At 63.7% G+C, this 20060-nt stretch carries 11 protein-coding genes and 1 pseudogene; 7 read left to right on the top strand and 5 right to left on the bottom strand.

Annotated elements, in window-relative coordinates; all coding sequences use genetic code 11:
- Positions 1–130: 130 nt before the first annotated feature.
- The 5 genes from C446_RS01785 to C446_RS01805 all read left to right on the top strand — a co-directional run bounded on the left by C446_RS01785 (position 131) and on the right by C446_RS01805 (position 10043).
- On the top strand, positions 131–1309 hold the full coding sequence (locus tag C446_RS01785; RefSeq protein WP_006671336.1) for a sugar phosphate nucleotidyltransferase: 1179 nt from the start codon (positions 131–133) through the stop codon (positions 1307–1309).
- A 3-nt stretch (positions 1310–1312) separates the two neighbouring features.
- A complete protein-coding gene (gene glmS / locus C446_RS01790) occupies positions 1313–3115 on the top strand; it encodes a glutamine--fructose-6-phosphate transaminase (isomerizing) (protein WP_006671337.1) in 1803 nt (600 codons plus the stop codon).
- A 447-nt stretch (positions 3116–3562) separates the two neighbouring features.
- Positions 3563–4411, top strand: a complete 849-nt coding sequence (locus C446_RS01795; protein WP_006671338.1) for a hypothetical protein — start codon at positions 3563–3565, stop codon at positions 4409–4411.
- Between the two features lie 498 nt (positions 4412–4909).
- On the top strand, positions 4910–6106 hold the full coding sequence (locus tag C446_RS01800) for an orc1/cdc6 family replication initiation protein (protein WP_006671339.1): 1197 nt from the start codon (positions 4910–4912) through the stop codon (positions 6104–6106).
- Positions 6107–6761: 655 nt separating this feature from the next.
- The gene (locus C446_RS01805) at positions 6762–10043 is read left to right on the top strand and encodes a YegP family protein (protein ID WP_160162949.1); all 3282 of its coding nucleotides are present in this window, start codon (positions 6762–6764) and stop codon (positions 10041–10043) included.
- Between the two features lie 122 nt (positions 10044–10165).
- Here the strand turns inward: C446_RS01805 and C446_RS01810 are convergent, their stop codons facing one another.
- From C446_RS01810 to C446_RS01825, 4 genes are all read right to left on the bottom strand, one after another.
- A complete protein-coding gene (locus C446_RS01810; RefSeq protein WP_006671341.1) occupies positions 10166–10963 on the bottom strand; it encodes a VOC family protein in 798 nt (265 codons plus the stop codon).
- Between the two features lie 68 nt (positions 10964–11031).
- Positions 11032–12747 carry a Na+/H+ antiporter NhaC family protein gene (locus C446_RS01815; protein ID WP_006671342.1) on the bottom strand — a complete coding sequence of 572 codons (1716 nt, stop codon included), beginning with the start codon at positions 12745–12747 and terminating at the stop codon, positions 11032–11034.
- A gap of 114 nt (positions 12748–12861) precedes the next feature.
- Positions 12862–13974, bottom strand: coding sequence for an OBG GTPase family GTP-binding protein (locus C446_RS01820; RefSeq protein ID WP_006671343.1), 1113 nt, complete (start codon positions 13972–13974; stop codon positions 12862–12864).
- Between the two features lie 209 nt (positions 13975–14183).
- Complete coding sequence (locus C446_RS01825; RefSeq protein WP_006671344.1) at positions 14184–17096, bottom strand: M14 family zinc carboxypeptidase; 2913 nt, start codon at positions 17094–17096, stop codon at positions 14184–14186.
- A gap of 252 nt (positions 17097–17348) precedes the next feature.
- Between C446_RS01825 and C446_RS01830 the strand changes: the two genes are divergently transcribed.
- On the top strand, positions 17349–17558 hold the full coding sequence (locus C446_RS01830; RefSeq protein WP_006671345.1) for a VNG_1110C family protein: 210 nt from the start codon (positions 17349–17351) through the stop codon (positions 17556–17558).
- A 189-nt stretch (positions 17559–17747) separates the two neighbouring features.
- Positions 17748–19721 carry a hypothetical protein gene (locus C446_RS01835; RefSeq protein ID WP_006671346.1) on the top strand — a complete coding sequence of 658 codons (1974 nt, stop codon included), beginning with the start codon at positions 17748–17750 and terminating at the stop codon, positions 19719–19721.
- Positions 19722–19794: 73 nt separating this feature from the next.
- Here C446_RS01835 and C446_RS01840 read toward each other — a convergent pair.
- A pseudogene (locus tag C446_RS01840) lies at positions 19795–20060 on the bottom strand (tRNA(Ile2) 2-agmatinylcytidine synthetase); the annotation flags it as partial.

The raw sequence follows: 20060 nt of genomic DNA on the forward strand, positions 1-20060 counted from the left end.
GAGGTGAGAGGTCTTTCCCATCCACGTTCCGTTTCGGTCACTCTCAGGAACCGACATCCCCGACTGGTGGGAAACAGACCACAAGAAACAGACCACAAGAGGTACACCGACCGCCATCGGACACGCGTTTATGCCCGTCCGATCCGCCATCGTTCTCGCCGCCGGCGAAGGGAAACGGCTTCGGCCGCTGACGCGACACCGGCCCAAGCCCATGCTTCCCGCCGGCACGAAACCGATCCTCGAGCACGTCTTCGACGAACTCATCGACGCCGGGATCGAGGAGGTCACGGTCGTCGTCGGCTACGGTCGTTCGGCAGTGCAGTCACACTTCGGCTCGTCGTACCGTAACGTGCCGATCGAGTACGTCGTACAGGAAAACCAGCTCGGGAGCGGTCACGCCCTCGCCGTCGCAGCCGCGACCGTCGACGAGCGAACCCTAGTCGTCAACGGCGACCAGCTCGTCGACAGGCAGATCGTCGGCGATGTCATTACGGCCCACGAGGACGCTCCGGACGCCGTCGCGACGATCGGCGTTATCAATCACGACGAACTATCCGAGTACGGTGGCGTCATCGTCGACGCCGACGACACGGTCTCGGAGATCGTCGAGAACCCGACTGACGATAGGGTATACCGACTCAACGCCGGCGTCTACGCGCTCGAGAGCGATGCGATCGAGACGATGACCAGCGTCGAGCCGACCGCCGGCGAGTTCTCCCTGACCGATGGCCTGGCTGCCCTGGTAGCGGGATCGGGGACGGTTCGGGCGGCCGCAAGCGACGGAATGTGGATCGATGCGACCTACCCCTGGGACCTGCTCGAGGTCGCCGAGGCGCTGTTCGAGACCGGTACCGTCGAGAGCGAGATCGCTTCTTCGGCCCGCGTCCACGAGACCGCGACCATCGTCGAACCGGCGATCGTGGCTCCCGACTGCGTGATCAACGCTGGTGCGGTCGTCGGGCCGAACGTCTGTCTGGGACAGAACGTCACCGTCGGCGCGAACGCGACGGTCGGACGCAGCGTCGTCGACGCGGATTCACGACTCGGGGCGAACGCGACTGCGCTCGACTGTGTCACTGGCCGTGGCGTCCGGATCGGCCCCGCATCGACGATCGTCGGCGGCCCGGGAGACGTCCGCGTCGAGGCGTCCGTTCACCGAGACGAGCGACTCGGCGCGCTGATCGCCGACCGAACGACCGACGAGGGCGGCGTCACCTACGCGCCCGGGACGATCGTCGGTGCTGCGGCGACGATCCGTGCCGGGACGACGGTCCGGGGATCGATCGACTCGGAGACGGAGGTTCGCTAACGGATGTGTGGAATCATCGGCTACGTCGGCGGCGAGGACGGTCCAGATGCCATCGACGTGTTGCTGAACGGCCTCTCGCAGCTCGAGTATCGCGGCTACGACTCCGCCGGTGTCGGTCTCGCGAACGCGTCGCTGTCGGTCCACAAGGCCGAAGGCGAGCTCTCAAAGCTCCGGTCGGTGCTCCCGACGGAGTCCCTTCGTGGGGGACACACCGGAATCGGGCACACCCGCTGGAGCACACACGGCCCGCCGTCGAACGCCAACGCCCATCCACACACGGACGAAGACGATCGCGTCGCGGTCGTCCACAACGGGATCGTCGAGAACTACCAGGCGTTGCGTGACGAGCTCGTAGACGCCGGCGTCTCCTTCGAGAGCGAGACCGACACCGAAGTCATCCCACACCTGATCGCCGATTCCCTCGAGGCCGGCGACGACCCCGAGTGTGCGTTCCGCCGGGCGATCGACCGCATCGAAGGCAGCTACGCGATCGCCGCCGTCGTCGACGGGGTAGACGACCTCTTCGCGGCGCGAAACGAGTCGCCGCTGGTGGTCGGGGTCGGCGACGACGGGCACTACCTCGCCAGCGACGTGCCCGCCTTCATCGACCACACCGACCGCGTCGTCTACGTCGACGACGGCGAGTTCGTCCGCCTCTCGGCGACCGACTATCGGATCACCGACGCCGACGGCACCGTTCTCGAGAAGCCGGTCGAAACGGTCGACTGGGACGCCGAGGACACCGGCAAGAGCGGCTACGACCACTACATGCTCAAGGAGATACACGAGCAGCCGACTGCCCTGCGGCAGTGTCTTCGGGGCCGCGTCGACGAACTCGCTGGCGAGATCACGCTCACAGAGCTCTCGGAACTCGATCACGACGGTCCGATCCAGTTCGTCGCTTGTGGCACGTCGTATCACGCGGCGTTGCACGCGGCGACGGTCTGTCGAGAACGCGGACTCCACGCGAACGCGTACGTCGCGAGCGAGTACGCGGCCGATCGAATCCCAGTTGGACCGGAAACCCTCGTCATCGGGGTTACCCAAAGCGGCGAAACTGCGGATACCTTGCGGGCGCTTCGGGAGGCAAACCGCGCGGGTGCCCGTACCATCGGGGTTACCAACACGGTCGGAAGCTCGGCCACGCGCGTCTGTGACGATGTCCTCTATATCCGAGCCGGCCCGGAGATCGGTGTCGCCGCCACGAAGACGTTCGCAAGCCAGCAGATCGCGCTTACCCTGCTGGCCGGACAACTGAACGGTGGTCTCTCTTACGACGCGATCGAGGCACTGCGGTCGGTCCCCGATCAAGTCCAGACGGTACTCGACACCTCGCGTGCGAAGACCGTCGCCGAGGAGCTGGTCGGCTCCGACGCCTTCCTGTTTATCGGCCGCGGGCTGGCCTACCCGGTCGCTCTCGAGGGCGCACTGAAGTTCAAAGAGATTACCTACGAGCACGCAGAGGGGTTCGCCGCCGGCGAGCTGAAACACGGGCCGCTCGCGCTGGTGACCGACGAGACGCCCGTGTTCGCGGTAGTGACCGGCGACGGGGAGACCGCCCGGAAGACGATCTCGAACATCAAGGAAGTCGAGGCGCGCAACGCCCCGGTCGTCGTCGTCACTGACGGCTGCTCCGAGGCCGAGCGGTACGCCGATTACGTCCTCGAGATTCCCGAGACGGACGATATCGGAGCAGCCGTCGTCGCGAACGTCCAGCTACAGCTAGTGTCGTACTGGGTCGCCAACCGCATGGGACGGTCGATCGACAAGCCGCGGAACCTGGCCAAGAGCGTTACGGTCGATTGATGTCTCCGTGCCGAAGGGGATACGACGGGACGCTTTGGGTCTCGTTGCACCCGAACACGCGACAGGGCTTGGGAATGAGACCTCTCGAGAGGGGGAGAGGGTATTCAGATTGGCGTTTCTTCGGGTCCGAGTACGCTTCGCGTGATTCGCCACCCGTCTCCACTCGATCGTTATTGGCGTCGTATTTTCAGCTCGTGTGGCCCTGTCGGCAGGGTTTCCTGCAATGCGCTCGTCAACTCGCAACCATCGAGCGGTCGCTCGCGCCGTTGACGGTATCATTACAGTGGTGGTCGAACTACTGACGCGCAAGACAGCAATTGGACTCCAGTTTCGCGGAGATTCGATGCGAAACGGCGACCGAATTGCCCTCGAGTTCGGATCGATGTCGTCGAGGGAAAGGCACCGTTGCAGCCTTACACGTCGGCTGACGCCGCACAATACACCAGCATGCTCGAGCACGCACGGGAACGATCGACGGCGGTTCGAACGGTCGGTGAGCTGCTCGCTCGAGGCCGGACTGCGTTCCAGCGGTCACGGGCGATATCGCTCGCGGCGGCCGCGTCGAGGGCGGTGGAGCCCGACGAGTCGACGAGGACAGAGCAAGCGCCGACCGATCGAGCGGCTGCCAGGGAGTCAGGGGACGTGCCGCGAGGGAAATTCGATACCAGCGTTTCGGAGTCCCGAGCCGTGAGGTGCGGCCGGTCGGTAAGCGAAACGGGACGAATCGCCGCGTCCCGGTCACGCGTCGTTTCCGCCGGGCGAACGCTGCGCCGGTACGTGCTCGCATCGTTTCTGTCCCAGTGGCTCACGACCGAGCCCGAGTCGGACGCCATCGTGATCGATCTCCGGGAGACCTGGACCGTCGGCCCGATAATCGCCGTTCTCGACCGGATCATTGCCGCCCTCGAGCGAGGGGGTCCGAGATCCGTGGTGGCCGCTGCCGTGGGCAGCCTCGCAAAAGGAGTCCGGTCTCGGCCGATTGCAGCCGTGTCGTGGGTGCTGCTGCCGGTCGTCGCGGTTTCTGTGGTGTACAGTGGCTTCGCATCGTCGCTGACGACGGCTACGTTCGCGGTGCATCTCGTCGCCGCAACCCTGATCGCACTGGGCACTCGCTCACGTCGAACTCTCGAAGAACTGCAGGAGACGCGGCCCGGCCGGGTACTCGTTGCAGCGTTCGAGCCGCCGGAACCGCCGACACCGGACTCGGCGGGACGAGTTGCCGACGAGTCGCTCGAGGATGTCTCGAGCGCGTCGGCCGACGATCCGCCACGAGAATCCGTTGACGAGGAGAAGTGAGGGACAGAACGGTTCGAAAGGCCTGTCGAATAGTGTTTCACGACTTCTTCACCGCGTCCGGGTTGGGATGGGACTCACGACGGTCCGACCAGAGCACGAGTGGGAGAGTGGATTTCGTGTGCTTTCCGAGTGTCAGCCGTCCCGGCCCGTGGTGGTCACCGGAGTTCCTGAGCTCTGGGAGAAGACGGGACCCGTTTTTCTCCTTCCCTCGAGTGGAGTCAGTGACCGAACGAGTGAGTTCGGGAGAGCCGAATAGGCGGCCGGAGATTCGAGTATGGGAAACGAGGTTCGAGTGTGAGAGTGGATTTCGTGTGCTTTCCCGAGGACGGACATCTCGCCGGTCAAACGAGAGTAGATTTCGTGTGCTACCAGGCACGAACGTGGCTAAGAGTCCCAACTGGGTAACCTGAAAGCTGAATATAACTATAGCGAATTGAAACAAACAAAACAGACGAAAAGAGGTTTTAAGTTATAGTAGTAACTGGTCGGACGTACCGAATGTCTGGTCCGTTTAGCGATCTTACGGATACGATCTTCGCCGACAAATCGGTACTCAGCGAGAGCTATCAGCCCGAAGAGATTCTCGAGCGTGACGAGGAGATCGAGGCGTTCAGTCACGCGCTTCAGGACGTGCTGTTCGGCCGCGAACCCGAGAACATCTTCCTCTACGGCAAAGCCGGTCTCGGGAAAACCGCAGTGACGAAGTACATGATGGAGGAGTTGGAGTCGGAAGTCGAGGTTCGCGAGGCGGCCGACGACCTCCACGTTCACGAGATCAACTGCAACGGGAAGACGCTGTTTATGGTCGTCCGCCGACTCGTCAACGACCTCTTGTCGCCGGATGCGAGCCCGTTCCCGAAACGGGGGCTCGGGACCGGTGACGCGTTCGACGAACTCTACGCACAACTCGATCGACTCGGTGGAACGCATCTGATCGTCTTCGACGAAATCGATCACCTAGACGACGTCGACACGCTGCTGTACGAACTCCCGCGAGCGCGTTCGAACGGCCACATCACGGACTCGCTGGTGGGAATCATCGGTATCAGCAACAACTACACGTTCCGGCAGTCGCTGTCCGCGAAGGTCAAAGACACCCTCATGGAAACCGAGATTTCGTTCAGCCCGTACGACGCCGGCGAGCTCCGGACGATCCTTCGGGACCGGGCCGATCGAGCCTTCGTCGACGGTGCCTGTGACGACTCCGCCATCGCGAAAGCCGCGGCGCTGTCCGCTCAGGACATGGGGAACGCACGGCAGGCGATCGACCTCCTGCGGGTCGGTGCCGAAGTCGCCGAACGCGAAGGCGACGAGGTCGTCGACGACGCCCACATCGAAGACGCTCGCACGCTCGTCCAGCGCGGTCGCCTCCGGAACAAGATTCGTGACCAGACCGAACACGCACAGTACATCCTCGAGACGATCGCCAAACTCGAGGAGCGAGGGGACGTGCCGGCCCGTTCGAAGGAGATTCAGGAGGGGTACGAACGCGTCGCGGACGCCTACGGTGCGACGCCGCTGACGACGCTCAAGAGCATTCAGGATCACCTGTCGGACCTGCACATGCTGGGCTTTCTGGTCCGCCACGAACGGAACAAGGGACTCAGCGGCGGTCAGTACTACGAGTACGAACTCGACCTCGACCCGTCGATCGTTCTCGAGACGCGGGAGGATATCGTTCAGACGGCGGACTGACGCGGAGTACTGTTCCACTCTGGGACCTGTGGTGTGTTTTGAGCGCGATACACCGGCGGGGCAGTTCGCTCAGTATTCCGGTCGAGAGGACGCTGATCCCACGATACTGCTCGGCGATTCCTGGTATTGTCGGCCAGTCGGGGTACCGGTGCGGAAACCAGTGGCGAAAGCACACGAAATCTACTCCCCCACCCTCGATGTCCAAGGCTCCCGTTACCTGAAAGCACACGAAATCCACTCCCCCACACCTCGGGTATCATCGTGTTTCTTTCTCTCTTGTCGGAACACCTCGGGTATCGTCGTGTTTCTTTCTCTCTCGTCGGAAGAAGACACGGGAGCCCGTTTCGTGTGTGCCTGGATTCTCGTTGTCGTGTAATTATCCGGCTCCCGTCAGCATGTGACCGGCTGTATTCCTCCCGTAACGGGAGCAGTGGCGGACTACTGGATGGACGTCCGCGTTCCGGAACCGTCCGCGACCACCGCACGTTCTTTGCTCGAACCGTACGCGGCGCGTATCCCCCGTCACACACTGCGGGGCGGAGCGTCGACGGAACGACCGAAAACGCGAGCCGACGCCGTCTCCGGACCGGCGCTCGAGTCGTCCGGATACGTCGCGCATTCTTATGGGTTCGCCGGGGCTTCGGGACTGATACGCATGTCAGTTCCGCGGTCCGGCCGCCGAGAGTCGTTCTCGTTGTTCCCACCGGGTCCGGCCAGTTCGACGGTCGCGATCACATCGAGCGGGACTGTCGCCGGCATCCAGTGGGGCGAGCAAGGACTGGAGGTCTCAGTCGGGGTCGCAGTGCTGATCGGCGTCGTGCTGTTCGCGAGCGTCGGGGCTGCGGTGTTCGCCCTCGCGAAGCGAAACGGACGATTCGACGGCGATGGAGTCGGAAACACTGCCGACCCGGCTCGAAGAGACGACGCTTCCGACGGTGCGGTCGCGAGACCGTCCCTGCTCACCGACGGAACTGCCGGAGAAGGCGTCGAAATCGCTCTCTTCCGGGACGGCGACGACTGGGGCTGGCGGCTGTTCCACCTCGAGGCGGTCGGCGAAGGAGCGTCCCACCCGTCGACGCGGGCGACAGCGAGCGAGCGCGTCGAACGAATCCGGGAAGCGATCGCAACCGCCCGGATCAGGGAAGTGCCAGCGGACGAATCAGTCGTCCGGGTCTACGAGGATCGAGACGGCAACTGGCAGTGGGACTTCGTGCGGGCGGACGGACGGTGTGTCGGGACGAACGCCGTCGATCACGACCAGCGTGGCGACGCGATCGAAGCGGCGAGCGTGTTACAGGACCGTGGCCCCGACGCCGACTGTATCGACGTCGAGCGGGCCGCGTTCTCGATCGCGCAACACCCCGACGGCTGGCACTGGCAACTCGTCGACGAGGGTCGGGAGCCGATCGTCACGAGCACGGACGGCTACGAGACCCGGACCGACGCCGCGGACGCGGCCGAACGATTCGCCGACGAGGTCGTCTCTGCACGTCTTCTCGAGGCCGAGCGGCTCGCTGTCGAACTCTACGAACGGGGACGGCAGAAACGACGTGACCGAGGCCAGGAGCCGACAGAGGGAGCGACGACGGGAGACGGGACCGCGACTCGAGACGGCTCGGGTGGTGAGGAGGGCTCGAACGGTGGGGAGGACTCGAACGGCGAGGACAACGAGGATGATTTGGAAAGCGAGACCGGCTGCTGGTCCTGGCGGCTCGTCGACGGCACCGACGTGATCGCCGACGCGAGGACCGACTTCGAGACACGAGATCGAGCCGAGCGTGCCGCCACGACGGTCCTGTCGGAACTCGAGGAAGCGGCCGTGACGGTCGCCGGTCGGCCCGCCTACGAGCGGTATCGGACCGAGGACGGGTGGCGCTGGCGGCTCGTCGACGCGACCGGTCGCGTCGTCGCTCGAGCGCCCGCCGAGAGCTCCGAGGCGGCCGCCGAACGGGCGGTCGAGCAGTTCGCGGAGGGCGCACCGGCGGCCGACGTACGGGAGGTCGAAGGTGCCGCCTACGAAGTGTATCCGGCGACCGACTGCGACGTTCCGACGGGGACGAGCGGCCCGCTCGACCGAGCGGGAGTCGGCGCGACGGGACCGACCGTCGACAGCGACGCGGCTGGCGGCTTCGACGCTGGTGGTGGAGACGGGGCGAAGGCCGGAGCCGACGGTCAGACTCGAGCCGATCTCGAAGCCGAAACGGAGGGGACGATGACGGACGGCGCTGGACTCGAGGGTGACGAACCGGCTGAGTACGGAGCGCCGTCGGAACGCAGTCGAAATACATCGAGCAGTGTCCGCGAGGGGACGTCCGACGGGTGGCGCTGGCGACTCGTCACCGACGAGCGCGAGGTGATCGCCGCCAGTCCTCGAGCCTACGCGGACGCCGAGATAGCCCAGCGAGTGATCGAGCGAATCCGGACACAGGCCGGCAAGGCGGCGGTGATCGAGTTCGAGAACGCAGCCTTCCGCGTCTACGAGAGCGACGCGGGAGAGTGGCGCTGGCGACTCCTCGACGAGCGAGGTCGTGTTCTCGCCGACAGCGGCGCGGACCACGACTCCCGGAGCGACGCCGCCGAGGCGATGGTGACGCTCAAAGAACAGGCCCCCGACGCGGACGTACGCGAGATCGAAACCGCGGCGTTCGAACTGTACGCCGCGGACGATACCGAACGAAACGGCGAAGCGTGGTCATGGCGGCTGATAGACAGCGCCGGCCGCCGGGTCGCCACAGCACCGGCGACGTATCCCGCTCGCGAGGACGCTCGAGCGGCCATGGAACGCGCTCGAGAGCGTCTCGGAGCGGAGCACGTGACGATGGACGAGCCGATCTTCCAGCCACGTTCCCACGGCGATTGGTCGTGGTGGTTCGTCCGCCCTTCCGGAGACGTGCTCGCTGTGTCGGGCGAGGACTGGACGACTCGCGACGAACTCCGCGCGGATCTGGCCGATCTCCGCGAGACCGCCGCCGACGCACACGGGTACGCGACCGGCGCAGTGACCGCACAACTCCGGTGTGGTGACGCGTGGCGCTGGCGGCTGCTCGATCGTGACCGCGATCCGATCGTCGACTCCGTGAGGGCCTACGACGACCGCGGATCGGCCCGCCGGGCCGTCGGAGAACTCGAGCGCACCGCCGCGGACGCCACGATTTTCGCGGCCGACGAACCGCTGATCCGCCCCGAGCGTGCCGACGACTCCGGTGACGGGGGGGTTGACGCCGACGGAAACGGTGCTGAGAGGGGTCGGGAGGGAGAGGGGAGCCACGCTCCGGCCGACGGCTGGCGGTGGGTGTTCCTCGACCGCGATCGGAACCGACTCGCAGTCGCGGCGGATCGCAGAGACAGAACCGAGATTGCGGACGCTGTCGACGACGTTCGTCGGCTCGCGTCACAGGCCGGAACGATCCAGGTCACTGGCCCGTCGTTCGATTTCGTCGCGGACGACGCTGCCGTCGACACCGGACCCGGGACCGAGCGCGGAGACGACTCCGACGAGGGATGGCGCTGGCGACTCCTCGACGGCGAGTGTCGTCCGATCGCAATCGAGGCCCGGGGGAACGACTCGAAGACCGACGCCCGCGCCGCGTTCGAGGACGCTCGAGCGCTCCTCGAGGCCGCCAGGATCGTCGAACTCGAGGAGCCGACGTTCGAGCTGTACGCGATGGATGCCGCCGGGGATAACGCTAGCTGTGTCGACGCCGACGAAGAAAGCGGGGACGTAACTGACGGGAACGGGGACGGAGACGGGAGCGGTGGAACGGTCGAACGGAGTGCCAACAATCGGGGTGTGACGTGGGGGTGGCGTCTCGTCGACGAACGTGGAACGACCTTACTCGAGAGCACAAAACGCTACGAGAGCCGTGCCGACGCTCACGAGGCACTGACGGCCGTCCGGTCGTACGGTCCTGACGGAACGGTGACGACCCTCGATTAGGAGAGCGCCCCCTGTTATCCTTCTGGACAACAGTCGGGACACACCCGATCCGTCTCGACGCCCGTCGCGGAAGGCGACGGCGTCTCGAGTGCGATCGGTGTGCAATGGTTCGTCCGGCAGTATTAGAAGGGGAACAGCGACTCGGCCTCGACGGCTTCGGGATCACGCTCGAGCAGTTCGATCTCGTGGCCGTCCTGATCCGTGGTGAACGCGTACATGTCGTCGTTGCTCTCCGGGTCGCGGTAGTCCGGAGCCTCCCGTTCAAGGAGCTGCTCCCAGTCGTCCGCGAGGTCGTCGACGCGAACACAGAGGTGGCCCCAGGCGTCGCCCTGCTCGTACGTGCGGCCGTCGTAGTTGTAGGTGAGTTCGACGGACATTGCCTCGTCGGCCGCCTCGCGGGGTTCGACGAAGTAGTTCGCGAAGGTGTCGGCCTCCCAACGGCCGACCTCGTCGTACTCGAACTTACGGGTCCAGAAGCCAAGTGCCTCGTCGGCGTCCTCGACGCGGATCATGGTGTGGTCGAGCGACCAGGTCTCGCCATGGTCCCGCTGGACGATCTCGACCTCGTGGCCGTCGGGGTCTTTCACGAACGCGTAGCGGCCGCCACAGGATTCGGGGTCGCGGTAGTCCTCGACGCCTTCGTCCATCAGTTGCTCGTAGTGTTCCTCGAGTTCGCCTTCGGGAACGCGGACCGCAACGTGTCCCCAGGCGTCGCCGAGTTCGACGTCCTCGCCCTCGTTGTGGGTGAGCTCGAGCATCGCGCTTTCTTCGTGCATCTCCTCGGGTCCGAGGTAGACGATGGTGAACCCGTCGCCCTCGTAGCGATCCTTCTCCTCGTACTCGAGGTGGGTCTGGTACCAGTCGAGCGACTCCTCGAGGTCGGAGACGCGGAGCATCGTGTGGTCGAGCGTTCCGTCCATGTCTACGCAAAGGAAATCACGTCGCAAAAGGCTGTGGAACTCGGCTGATCCGTCGTTAATCGAGGGGATTAGCGGAGTGTATCCGTCGAGGTGTCGTCCACGTCGGTGTCCGTGTTCTCCTCGGCAGCTGGTTTCACGGGTCCGCCAGTGTGTTCTTGTTCCGCCGCGGTGGGAACTGGCTCGACGCCTTTACGGTGTGCGTCGAGTTCGGAGAGAGCATAGACGAGACCGACGAGCAACAGTGCGCCGACGGGCAGAAGAAGCAGTGGGGACCAACGGGTCGTTCCCCAGACGAGGAGTAACGCGATGACCACGACCGCGACCGTGATAGCGTAGTAGAATTGGGTCCTGACGTGGTCGATGAGATCGGCACCGGTGAACGTCGACGACAGTACCGATGTATCCGAGATGGGGGAAGTGTGATCGCCGAAGATAGCGCCGGAGAAGATCGTGCCGACGGTCGCGGCAACCATTGTGTGGTCGTTCGTCAGGGACCAAGCGATGGGGATCGCAATCGGCGTCACAATCGCCATCGTTCCCCAGGAGGTCCCCGTCGAGAACGCGATAAACGCCGCCGTCAGCAAGACGACAACCGGCAGCACTTCTGGGGGAAGGAACTCGCCGACGAAACCGGCGACGAACTCGCCCGTGCCGAGGGCCTCCTCACCGACGACCTCGCCGATTCCCCACGCGAGCACGAGGATCGAGACGGCGGTGAGCATGAGCCCGAAGCCGTCGATCGTCGTATCCGTCGCTTCGCGGACGCCGATGATATTGTACACTTTCCCCAGGACGAATCCGGAGACGACCATCGCGAACGAACCGTAGATCAGTGCCGTGGCGTAGTCGGCGTCGACGACCATGTCGAACAGGCCTGCTCCTGGTTCGTAGCCCGTCCACAGCGCGGCGGTGATCGTGACGGCGATGAGCACGGCGACCGGGCCGAAGAAACTCAGTAGTCGGGGCTCGTCGGCCGCGGGTTCCCCGAGGTCGGCCTCGACGTCTTGCATCGGCCGCGCGCCCTCACGGTAGACTTTCCCGGTCCGCCACGAACGGTGCTCGGCGTCGAGCATCTCGCCGTAATCGCGTCGCGTTGCGACGATGATCCCGACCATGACGATTGCGAGAATGGAGTACATATTAAACGGGATCGAGTTCAGAAACACCTCGAACGCCGAGGGGTGGTCTTCCAGTCCGAGATCGTCGTAGGCATCAGCGATGAGACCAAGCTGAAACGCGACCCACGACGAAATACCGAGCGTCGCTACCGGCGCTGCGGTGGAGTCGACGATATAAGCGAGTTTCTCCCGCGAAACCCGTAATTGATCGGAGACGTCTTTCATCGTGCTCCCAACGATTGCCGTGTTCGCGTAGTCGTCGAAGAACAGCAGTAGTCCCAGTAGCCAGGCAGTTGTTCCTGCTTCTCGCTGTGTCTCGAGCCGCGAGAGCGCCCAATCGCGAACGGCGTAGGACCCGCCGAGATTCCAGATCATGGCGACGCCGGAGCCAAGCAGGAGCGTGAAAATCAGGATCTGTGCGTGGAACCCCTCGTCGGCGATAATCGCGGCAACGATCCAGTCGAACGTCGGAGCAAGCCCGAACCACGACGCAGCGACGTCGGTGGCCCACCCGCTGGGGTCTGCGAGGGGATTCGGGCCACCGGCGTACAAAATTCCGCCGGACCAGATACCGAGAAACAGCGACAACACTGCTTTCCGAGTGATAATCGCCAGCACGATCGCAAGCAACGGCGGAACAAGCGATAACGCTCCGAATTCGGACATACGTTGCACCACCTGTTCCAATCAAGTAAGTTGGCAGTATTTCTTCCGAAGAATTTCATACAGGGCTACATGACGAACGATAGCTCCGAACCAGGTCACCGAAAGAGAAACCGGCTACCGGCGCAAAATTAGCTTGAGGACGTCCTCGTCCTCGAGAACGTGATCGGTCCCGACCTGCTGTTGTTCGTGTGCCGCGCTCGGGCCGGTCACGCGGGCGAACCGGAACCGCTCTTCCATCTCGCCACCGAGTTTCTCGACGGCCTCGCCGACGGTCGTCCCTTCCTCGATGACCAGCGGCTCCTCCCAGTCGATCCCGCGGCCGGGTTTGTCCATGTAGACGCGGATGAGACCGAGGTTCTCCCATATCCGGTCTTTCAGCGCCTCGAGCCCCTTCTCGGCTTCGGCACTGATGAACGTCACTTCCTCGGGATCGAGATCACGTTCGCGCAACTGCTCGTCGACGGTCTCCTTGTAGTCGGGTTCGATGAGGTCGACCTTGTTGACGCAGGTGATCGAAGGGATGTACTCGCGGTTCTCCATCAGGCCGTCGATCAGCCGGTCGATGGTAACCCTCTCCTGGAGGTTGAGGTCGGCGTTGACGTACCCCTGGTCGCGCAGCACGTCCTTGATCGTCCCCTCGTCTAACCCCTGTTCGGTGCTCGAGGTGATCTTGATGCCGTCCTTGTGTTTGGGGCGGACGGTGACCCGCGGGGGCTCCTGATCGACGCGGATGTTGATGTCGTACAACTCCTCCTGGAGGCGATCGTACTGTTCGATCTCGAACACCGAGAGGACGAACACGATCAGGTCGGCGTTACGGACGACTGCGAGTACCTGCTGTCCGTCGCCTTTCCCCGAGGCCGCGCCCTCGATCAGCCCAGGGACATCGAGCATCTGGATGTTCGCCCCGCGGTGGTTCAACATGCCGGGGTTGACATCGAGCGTCGTGAACTCGTAAGAGCCCGTCTCGCTCTCGGCGTTGGTTAGCGAGTTCAGCAGCGACGACTTGCCGACGCTCGGGAAGCCGACCAGCGCGACCGTCGCGTCGCCGTGTTTCTCGACTGAATACCCACCACCACCGCCCGACCCCGATTGCTGTTTCTCGAGTTGCTCTTTCTTGTCCGCGAGCTTCGATTTGAGCCGACCGATGTGGGCCTCCGTGGACTTGTTGTAGGGCGTGTTGGCGATTTCTTCTTCGATCTCCTTGATCTCCTCCTCGAGCCCCATTTGTCAGTATCCAACCGCCCGCGCCGAAAAACACTTTCGAGAATCACACGTCGGTCTCGTCGCTCGAGCCCATCCGCCCGCCTGACCGATCGTCACCGGTGTCGCGAACGCCCGGTTGCGGCGACAAACGCTGATTTCGGGAGTAACTGCGAGGAGCCGCGAAGGGCCGCGAAGGGCCGCGAAGTGCTGCGAAGAACCGCGATCCGGGACTATCGAATCTCCCCCCACGTCCCGACGAGTTCCCCGTCGACGTACCGTCGCTGCTCGAAGCCGAGCGCGTTACAGATGAGCGTGTGCCCCATAAACGACACCGCGTAGTCGGCCATCCCGAACGGGTGGAGCTCGGTCTGCCGAGCGGGCGGTAGCACCGAGCCGAGGACGTTGATCTCGGAACCGCTGGCCGCGAGCATCCCGGCACCGACGCCGCCGGCGATCGTCCCCGCTGTCTCGCCACCGGCCGCCTCGAACGCCTCCCGGTCGACGACCGTCGCCGGCTGGTCGACGCCGGACGTGTAGCCGAGCTGTGACCCCTTCCAGAGCTCCTGTTGCCGGGGTCGAATCGCCGCCAACAGCGGGTTGTCGAAGCTCCTGTCCTCGAGAGTCGCGAACATGACGTCGGTCGTCTCGATATCGCCCGCGTCGATCGCCGCCGCCTCGCCGACTTCGAGTTCACCGAGCAGGTTCACACCCGTGTCTGTCAAGACGAGATCGCCGCCGGCTTCGACGAACTCCTCGATTGCCGCGACGTACCGGTGGTCGTCGATCCCGTCGTCGTGCGAGACGACGAGTTTGTCGTAGTGGCGCTGTCCGGAGTTCCCCCGCAACAGGCGGCCCCGACTGACGTGGTGGACGCCCATCCTGTCCATCGCGCCGTCCTCGACGTACGGCTCGAGATCGGCGAAGAACCGCAGCGGGTTGACGACGTACTCCCGCTGTTCGTACCCGAGCACGGCTTCGGGATCGGGAATCTCGCCTTCCGTCTCGAGCGTCGTCACGTCGACCAGCACGTCGGTATCGGCGTCGCTGACTTCGATCTCCCACTCACCTGGCTGTGGCCTGCGAACGAAGAACTCCTCGAAGTCGTGTTTTCGAGCCGTGTGGTCGGCTGGGTCCGCCTTCGCAGCGAGGTCGATCTCTTCGACGACGTTACCGGCAGGATTTTTCAGTCGGATCACCCCGCTCGTCCCCTCGCGGACACCGTGGAGGTGGACGAAAAGCGAGTGCGAGGCGTCGGTCGCCGCCGTGCTCACGCTCGAGGGGCCGTCGGGACCGGGCTGTACGACGTCGTGACGGCGTCGGACTTCGGTCGCTCGGTCCTGTCCTGGTCCGTCGACACGGCCCGGGCCCTCGTCGGTGTGGGGTAGGTCCGCCGACCTGCGAGTGAGGTCGTTCGACGTGACGTAGGCCGTGTCCTGGCCGTCAGTCGCGACCGTGGAGTTCGTCTCCGCTGCGGTCATCTCGGCGTACTCCCGCATCGAGATTCGGTAAGCAGTGACGTAGTGGCGCGACCAGTACGGCTTCCACTCCTTTTGTGCGTCGGTGACGTGATTCGAGAGGACGACCTCCGGCGCGACGGTGACCGCGCCCAGTCCGCCGAACGCCTCGGGCTGGCCAGCCCAGCCGAGGAACCCACCGCTGATCTGATAGGAGAGCGAGTCGTAGATCGTTCCCCAATCGAACAGGCCTCCGTACGTCTCCCCGCCGGGAACGAACGGTGCCCCGTACATCTCCTCGCCGGCTTTTGAGATGTCGTCGGCGATGTCGTCGACGTTCCCCCACTCGTCTTGCATCCCCTCCCCGATTCTGACGTTGACCTCGTCTAAATCGTGGGTCCCCTGGTGGTCGAAGGGCGCGTTCGTCTCGAGATTGAACACCATGTGATCCGCGGTGTACATCCCGTGGTAGTCACAGAGGAATTCGACGTTGTCGTACTCGCGGAAGTGATCGACGATCGCAAGCGAGTCCGGAACGACGTCTTCGTAGCCAAGTCCCAACTCCTCGTAGCCGGGTCGAACGTCGGGCGCGTCCTTCGGTTCGGCCGGCCAGAACGCCGGATTCGTCCAGCCCATCGTCGGATACTGGCGGTTGGTGTCGACCGGTGACGGCACCTCTCCCCCGACGTCGAGGTCGGGGACGTAACTCGCGTTCCCTCGCTGGAAGTTGGTGTCGTGGTCCTCGACCCACGGAATCTCCGTCTGTGGCTTTCGCGAAACCCAGCCGTCCGGGTTGGTAAACAGAAAGATAACGGCCACGTCCTCGAGGAGATGCTCGAAGTCGTCGGCCTCACCTTTCGCGATTTCTTCGATGAGTCGACAGCCGATCTCCGTCCCTGCTCGTTCGTCGCCGTGGATGTTGAGCGAGAAGACGACCTTGTTCTTCTGCGCAAACGAGTCCTCGTCGCGGACGTCTTTCGTGACCTCGGCAACGTAGATGTCCCGCGGGTCCGGATCGTCACCCGTGAGCTGGTTGTTCCATCCTGGGGAGTGGCCGATCGATGTCACACGGACACGGTCGGGTTCGTGTGATTCGAGGTGATCGAGCGCCTGGACCGTCTCTTGGTAGGAGAGGTAGTTCCTGGCTTCCTCGACCGGCGGGAAGACGCCGTCCTCGTACGACCCGTCGAGTTTCCACCAGGGGTTCGCTCCCGGAGAGAAGTCCATATACTCGATACCGCCCATCTCGAGGACCTCGTCGACTTCCTCGGCAGTGAGGTGTGCGTGTGCCGCCAGCGTCGGCGTCTCCCGCGTCACGGCTTTCGGCGGCCGCTCGAGGCCGGGGTCCGGCTCTTCCTCGTACTCCTCGGCGAAAGCCTCGAGTGCAGCCACGTCCGTGAACTCGATGACGGTCGCCGCCTCGTAGTCGTCGGGGGTGTGGTTGACGACGAATTCGTACTCGTCGGTTACCGGTTCGCCGGTTACCTCGGCAGCGGCGGCACCGGGGAGTGTAAGCGCTGCGCCGGTCGCAGCAGCGACCCCGAGGAACGTCCGCCGGTCGATCGATTCGCCCTCGAACGTCTGCTCGTCCAGTGGTCTCGCGTCTTCGTACCTGTACCGTTCTGTCCCGTCGTCAGTGTCATCGCCGTGCGATTCCGCTCCCGGTCGGTGATTTCGGTTGCTGCTCATGGTTAGCGGGCGTGGTCGTGACCCACGCTCGTCCATGACACGAGATAGCAAATACCTGTGACTGTCTTTTTCACAGATGATTGTCTGACGAAATATTTATCACGGACTTCTGTTGAGAAATCAATGGAGTACGTAGCACTTCACGAGCCGGCTTTGCTCTCCGACAGCCCATCGCCGCGGTCCGTGGAATCCTCCGATGGCGACCGACTTCGATACGACTAAACCTCGGGCGATAAAAACCCGAATAGACGAATGCCAGACCCGGCGCGGCTGCGCGACAGTACACAGATCGTTCTCCAGCGGGAGGCACTCGAGGGCCTCGAGCAATCGCTGGACGACCATGACCAGTTTACCGTGACAGTATTCGAGGAAGGAGAGGCCCATTACCGTATCATCGGTAGCCCCATCGAGATCAAGGAAGCGAGCGAGTACCTCACACGCCACGGCGTCGCAGTTCCCTGAGTATATCGTTCGTTCTCTCGGCCCACTCCCCCGAGTCGCCCAATAGCTATAGTATTTTCCAATCGCTAGCGTGTATTCTACTTTGGATAATGGAGTTCGTATATTTATATGTATGCGGTGAGAACAGGGCTCCGTATGCTCTCTTTAACGGGACAAACTACGACCGCAACCATCCGCGGGACGAGATCGATGGCAGTGGCACTCGCCGTGCTCGTCTGTCTCTCGATGCTCGCGGTAGGTGGGGTCCATGCAGTATCGGCGACGGATACCAACGACGACCCGGCACACGACGTCGAGTCGTACGCCGACATTGACGACGTCGAACACGTCCTTGACCCGGCCGACGAACTCTACCTCGAGGACGACGGCAGCGGCGTGCTCGTTTACACCGAGGACGGTGACGACGATATCGACGAATTTACCCTCGGTGCTGACCTCGGCGAAGGAATCGCCCACGTTCTCATCGCCGGCGAAAACGACGGCGACGAGGACATCGAAGGCGGAATGAGCGCCGCCCTCGAGGAGGACGCCTTCGCCGCTGACGGCTTCCTCACGATGGACCAGCCGCCCGAACTCGAGGAGCTCGACGTCGAAATCGTCGGCGAGCAGACCGCCGAGAACAGCGAGTTCGAAGCCGACATCTACGCGTTGATCGGCGGCGAGGACGGCGGTATCCAGCAGGTGTCGACGGCTGGTGCGACGCAGGCCCAGGCCCAGCAGCAACAACTGTTCGACTCTGCGGGTACCTCCGGTGACGTCGAGGTCGGCCCCGACACGTTCAGTACGTCCGGCGAGTTCCACGTCGACTTCGGTGACGGAGCCATGGCCGACTCGCCCGACGAAGCGTTCTCGTTCGACCTCTCCGAGACCGACGGCGGCTACGAACTCGAGGTCAGCGAACGCGAGATGACCATGGACTCGATGTTCGCTGACCCGGTCGAGGACTGGGAGACCGAAGCGAAAGCCGAAGCGAGCCTCGAAGAGGAGTACGCCGAGATGGCCGACGAACTCGGCGGTGAAGTCACGATCGAGATCCACCACCACGAGTTCGAACAGCAAGACGAGACTTCCTACTGGAAGGAACTCGACTATACGATCACCTACGAGGGTATCCAGGACGGCCTCGAAGACGCCGTCGTCGAAGAACTCGTCGACGATTCGGCCACCGACATCTCCGAGGAAGAAGCCGAAGAGATCGCCGCCCAGATCACCGAGATCGAGATCGAAACCGTCGAGTTCGAGATGAACTCGGGCGACGAGATCGACGCGAGTTGGGAGGTCGTTATCAACGACTACGCTCCGGTGATGGAAGCGATGATGGACGTTAGCGAAGCCTCGCTCGAGGACGAACAGGCAGACCTGTTCGAAGACGAGTTCGAGGACTTCGACGACATGTTCGAAGCCCAGCAGGCCGCGGACCTCCGGTCGACGTTCGAGTGGGACGCGACCGTCGGGTTCACCGACGATCAGCGTCTCGAACTCGAGGCAACGGCCACGGGCGACAGCGAAAACTACGACGACTACACCGACGAACTCGCCGACCGCGGTATCGATGTCGGCGAAGAAGAGGTCACCTTCGAGTTCAACGCCTACACCGAGGACGGTGACGTCCACCTCGACGGCGAGTTCGAGGTCGGGATGGACGACCTCGCCGAGGAGATGGTGACCTCCGTGACGAGCGTCATGCAAGAGGAGTCCGACGAACTGGGTAGCTTCGCCTCGACGCTCGAGGACACCGAACTCGAGATCGCGAAGATCGATGTCGACTTCGACAGCGAAACCGTCGAGATCGAGGCCGGTGCCAAGTTCGAGGACACCGAGTCGCTGCTGGAAGACGGTATGCTCGGCGACAACGTCGTCGTCACCCAGATCGTTGGCGACGACGAGAACGGCGATCTCGCCACCTACGTCTACCTCGAAGACATCGAGACGGACGACGAACTGGACGAAGACGAACTTGCCGAGGCTGGCCTCGTCGACGACGACACCGAGGTCTACGAACCCGGCGAAGGCGACCGCGAGTTCCCTGAGATGGACACCGAGGGAGCGGCGAACTTCCTCGACGTCGACCTCGACGGCGACGGCATCCCCGGCTTCGGCATGGCGGGTGCGATCGTCGCTCTGGGTGCGGTCGTCGCGGCACTGCTCGCGCGACGCGCGTAACTAAGTAACTACCTACCTTTTTTCGACTCCTCGTTCGCCGTCGCTCGTAACCCGAAACGCCGGCCCGGTCAGCTCACCGCTCCGGGTGCGTCGGTGCGTCGAACCCTCCTCGAACCAGCGGTTTCGCGACGTGGCGTCGTGCACACGGGGGGACCTCGTACCAGCCACTCTCGAGGTCGCGGTCGATCGAGACTTCGCGTTTGGTCGCGGCCGACGTGTCACAGTCCCGGCAGCGGTACCCCTGATCACGGCCGGCGCTTTCCATGGTTCGCTCGCAGTCCGGACAGATCGGCGTCGCGAGTTCGGTGTCGACGAGGTCCCGAGCCGCGAATTTCTCGA

The organism is Halobiforma nitratireducens JCM 10879, from assembly GCF_000337895.1.
In the GTDB taxonomy this organism is placed as follows: domain Archaea; phylum Halobacteriota; class Halobacteria; order Halobacteriales; family Natrialbaceae; genus Natronobacterium; species Natronobacterium nitratireducens.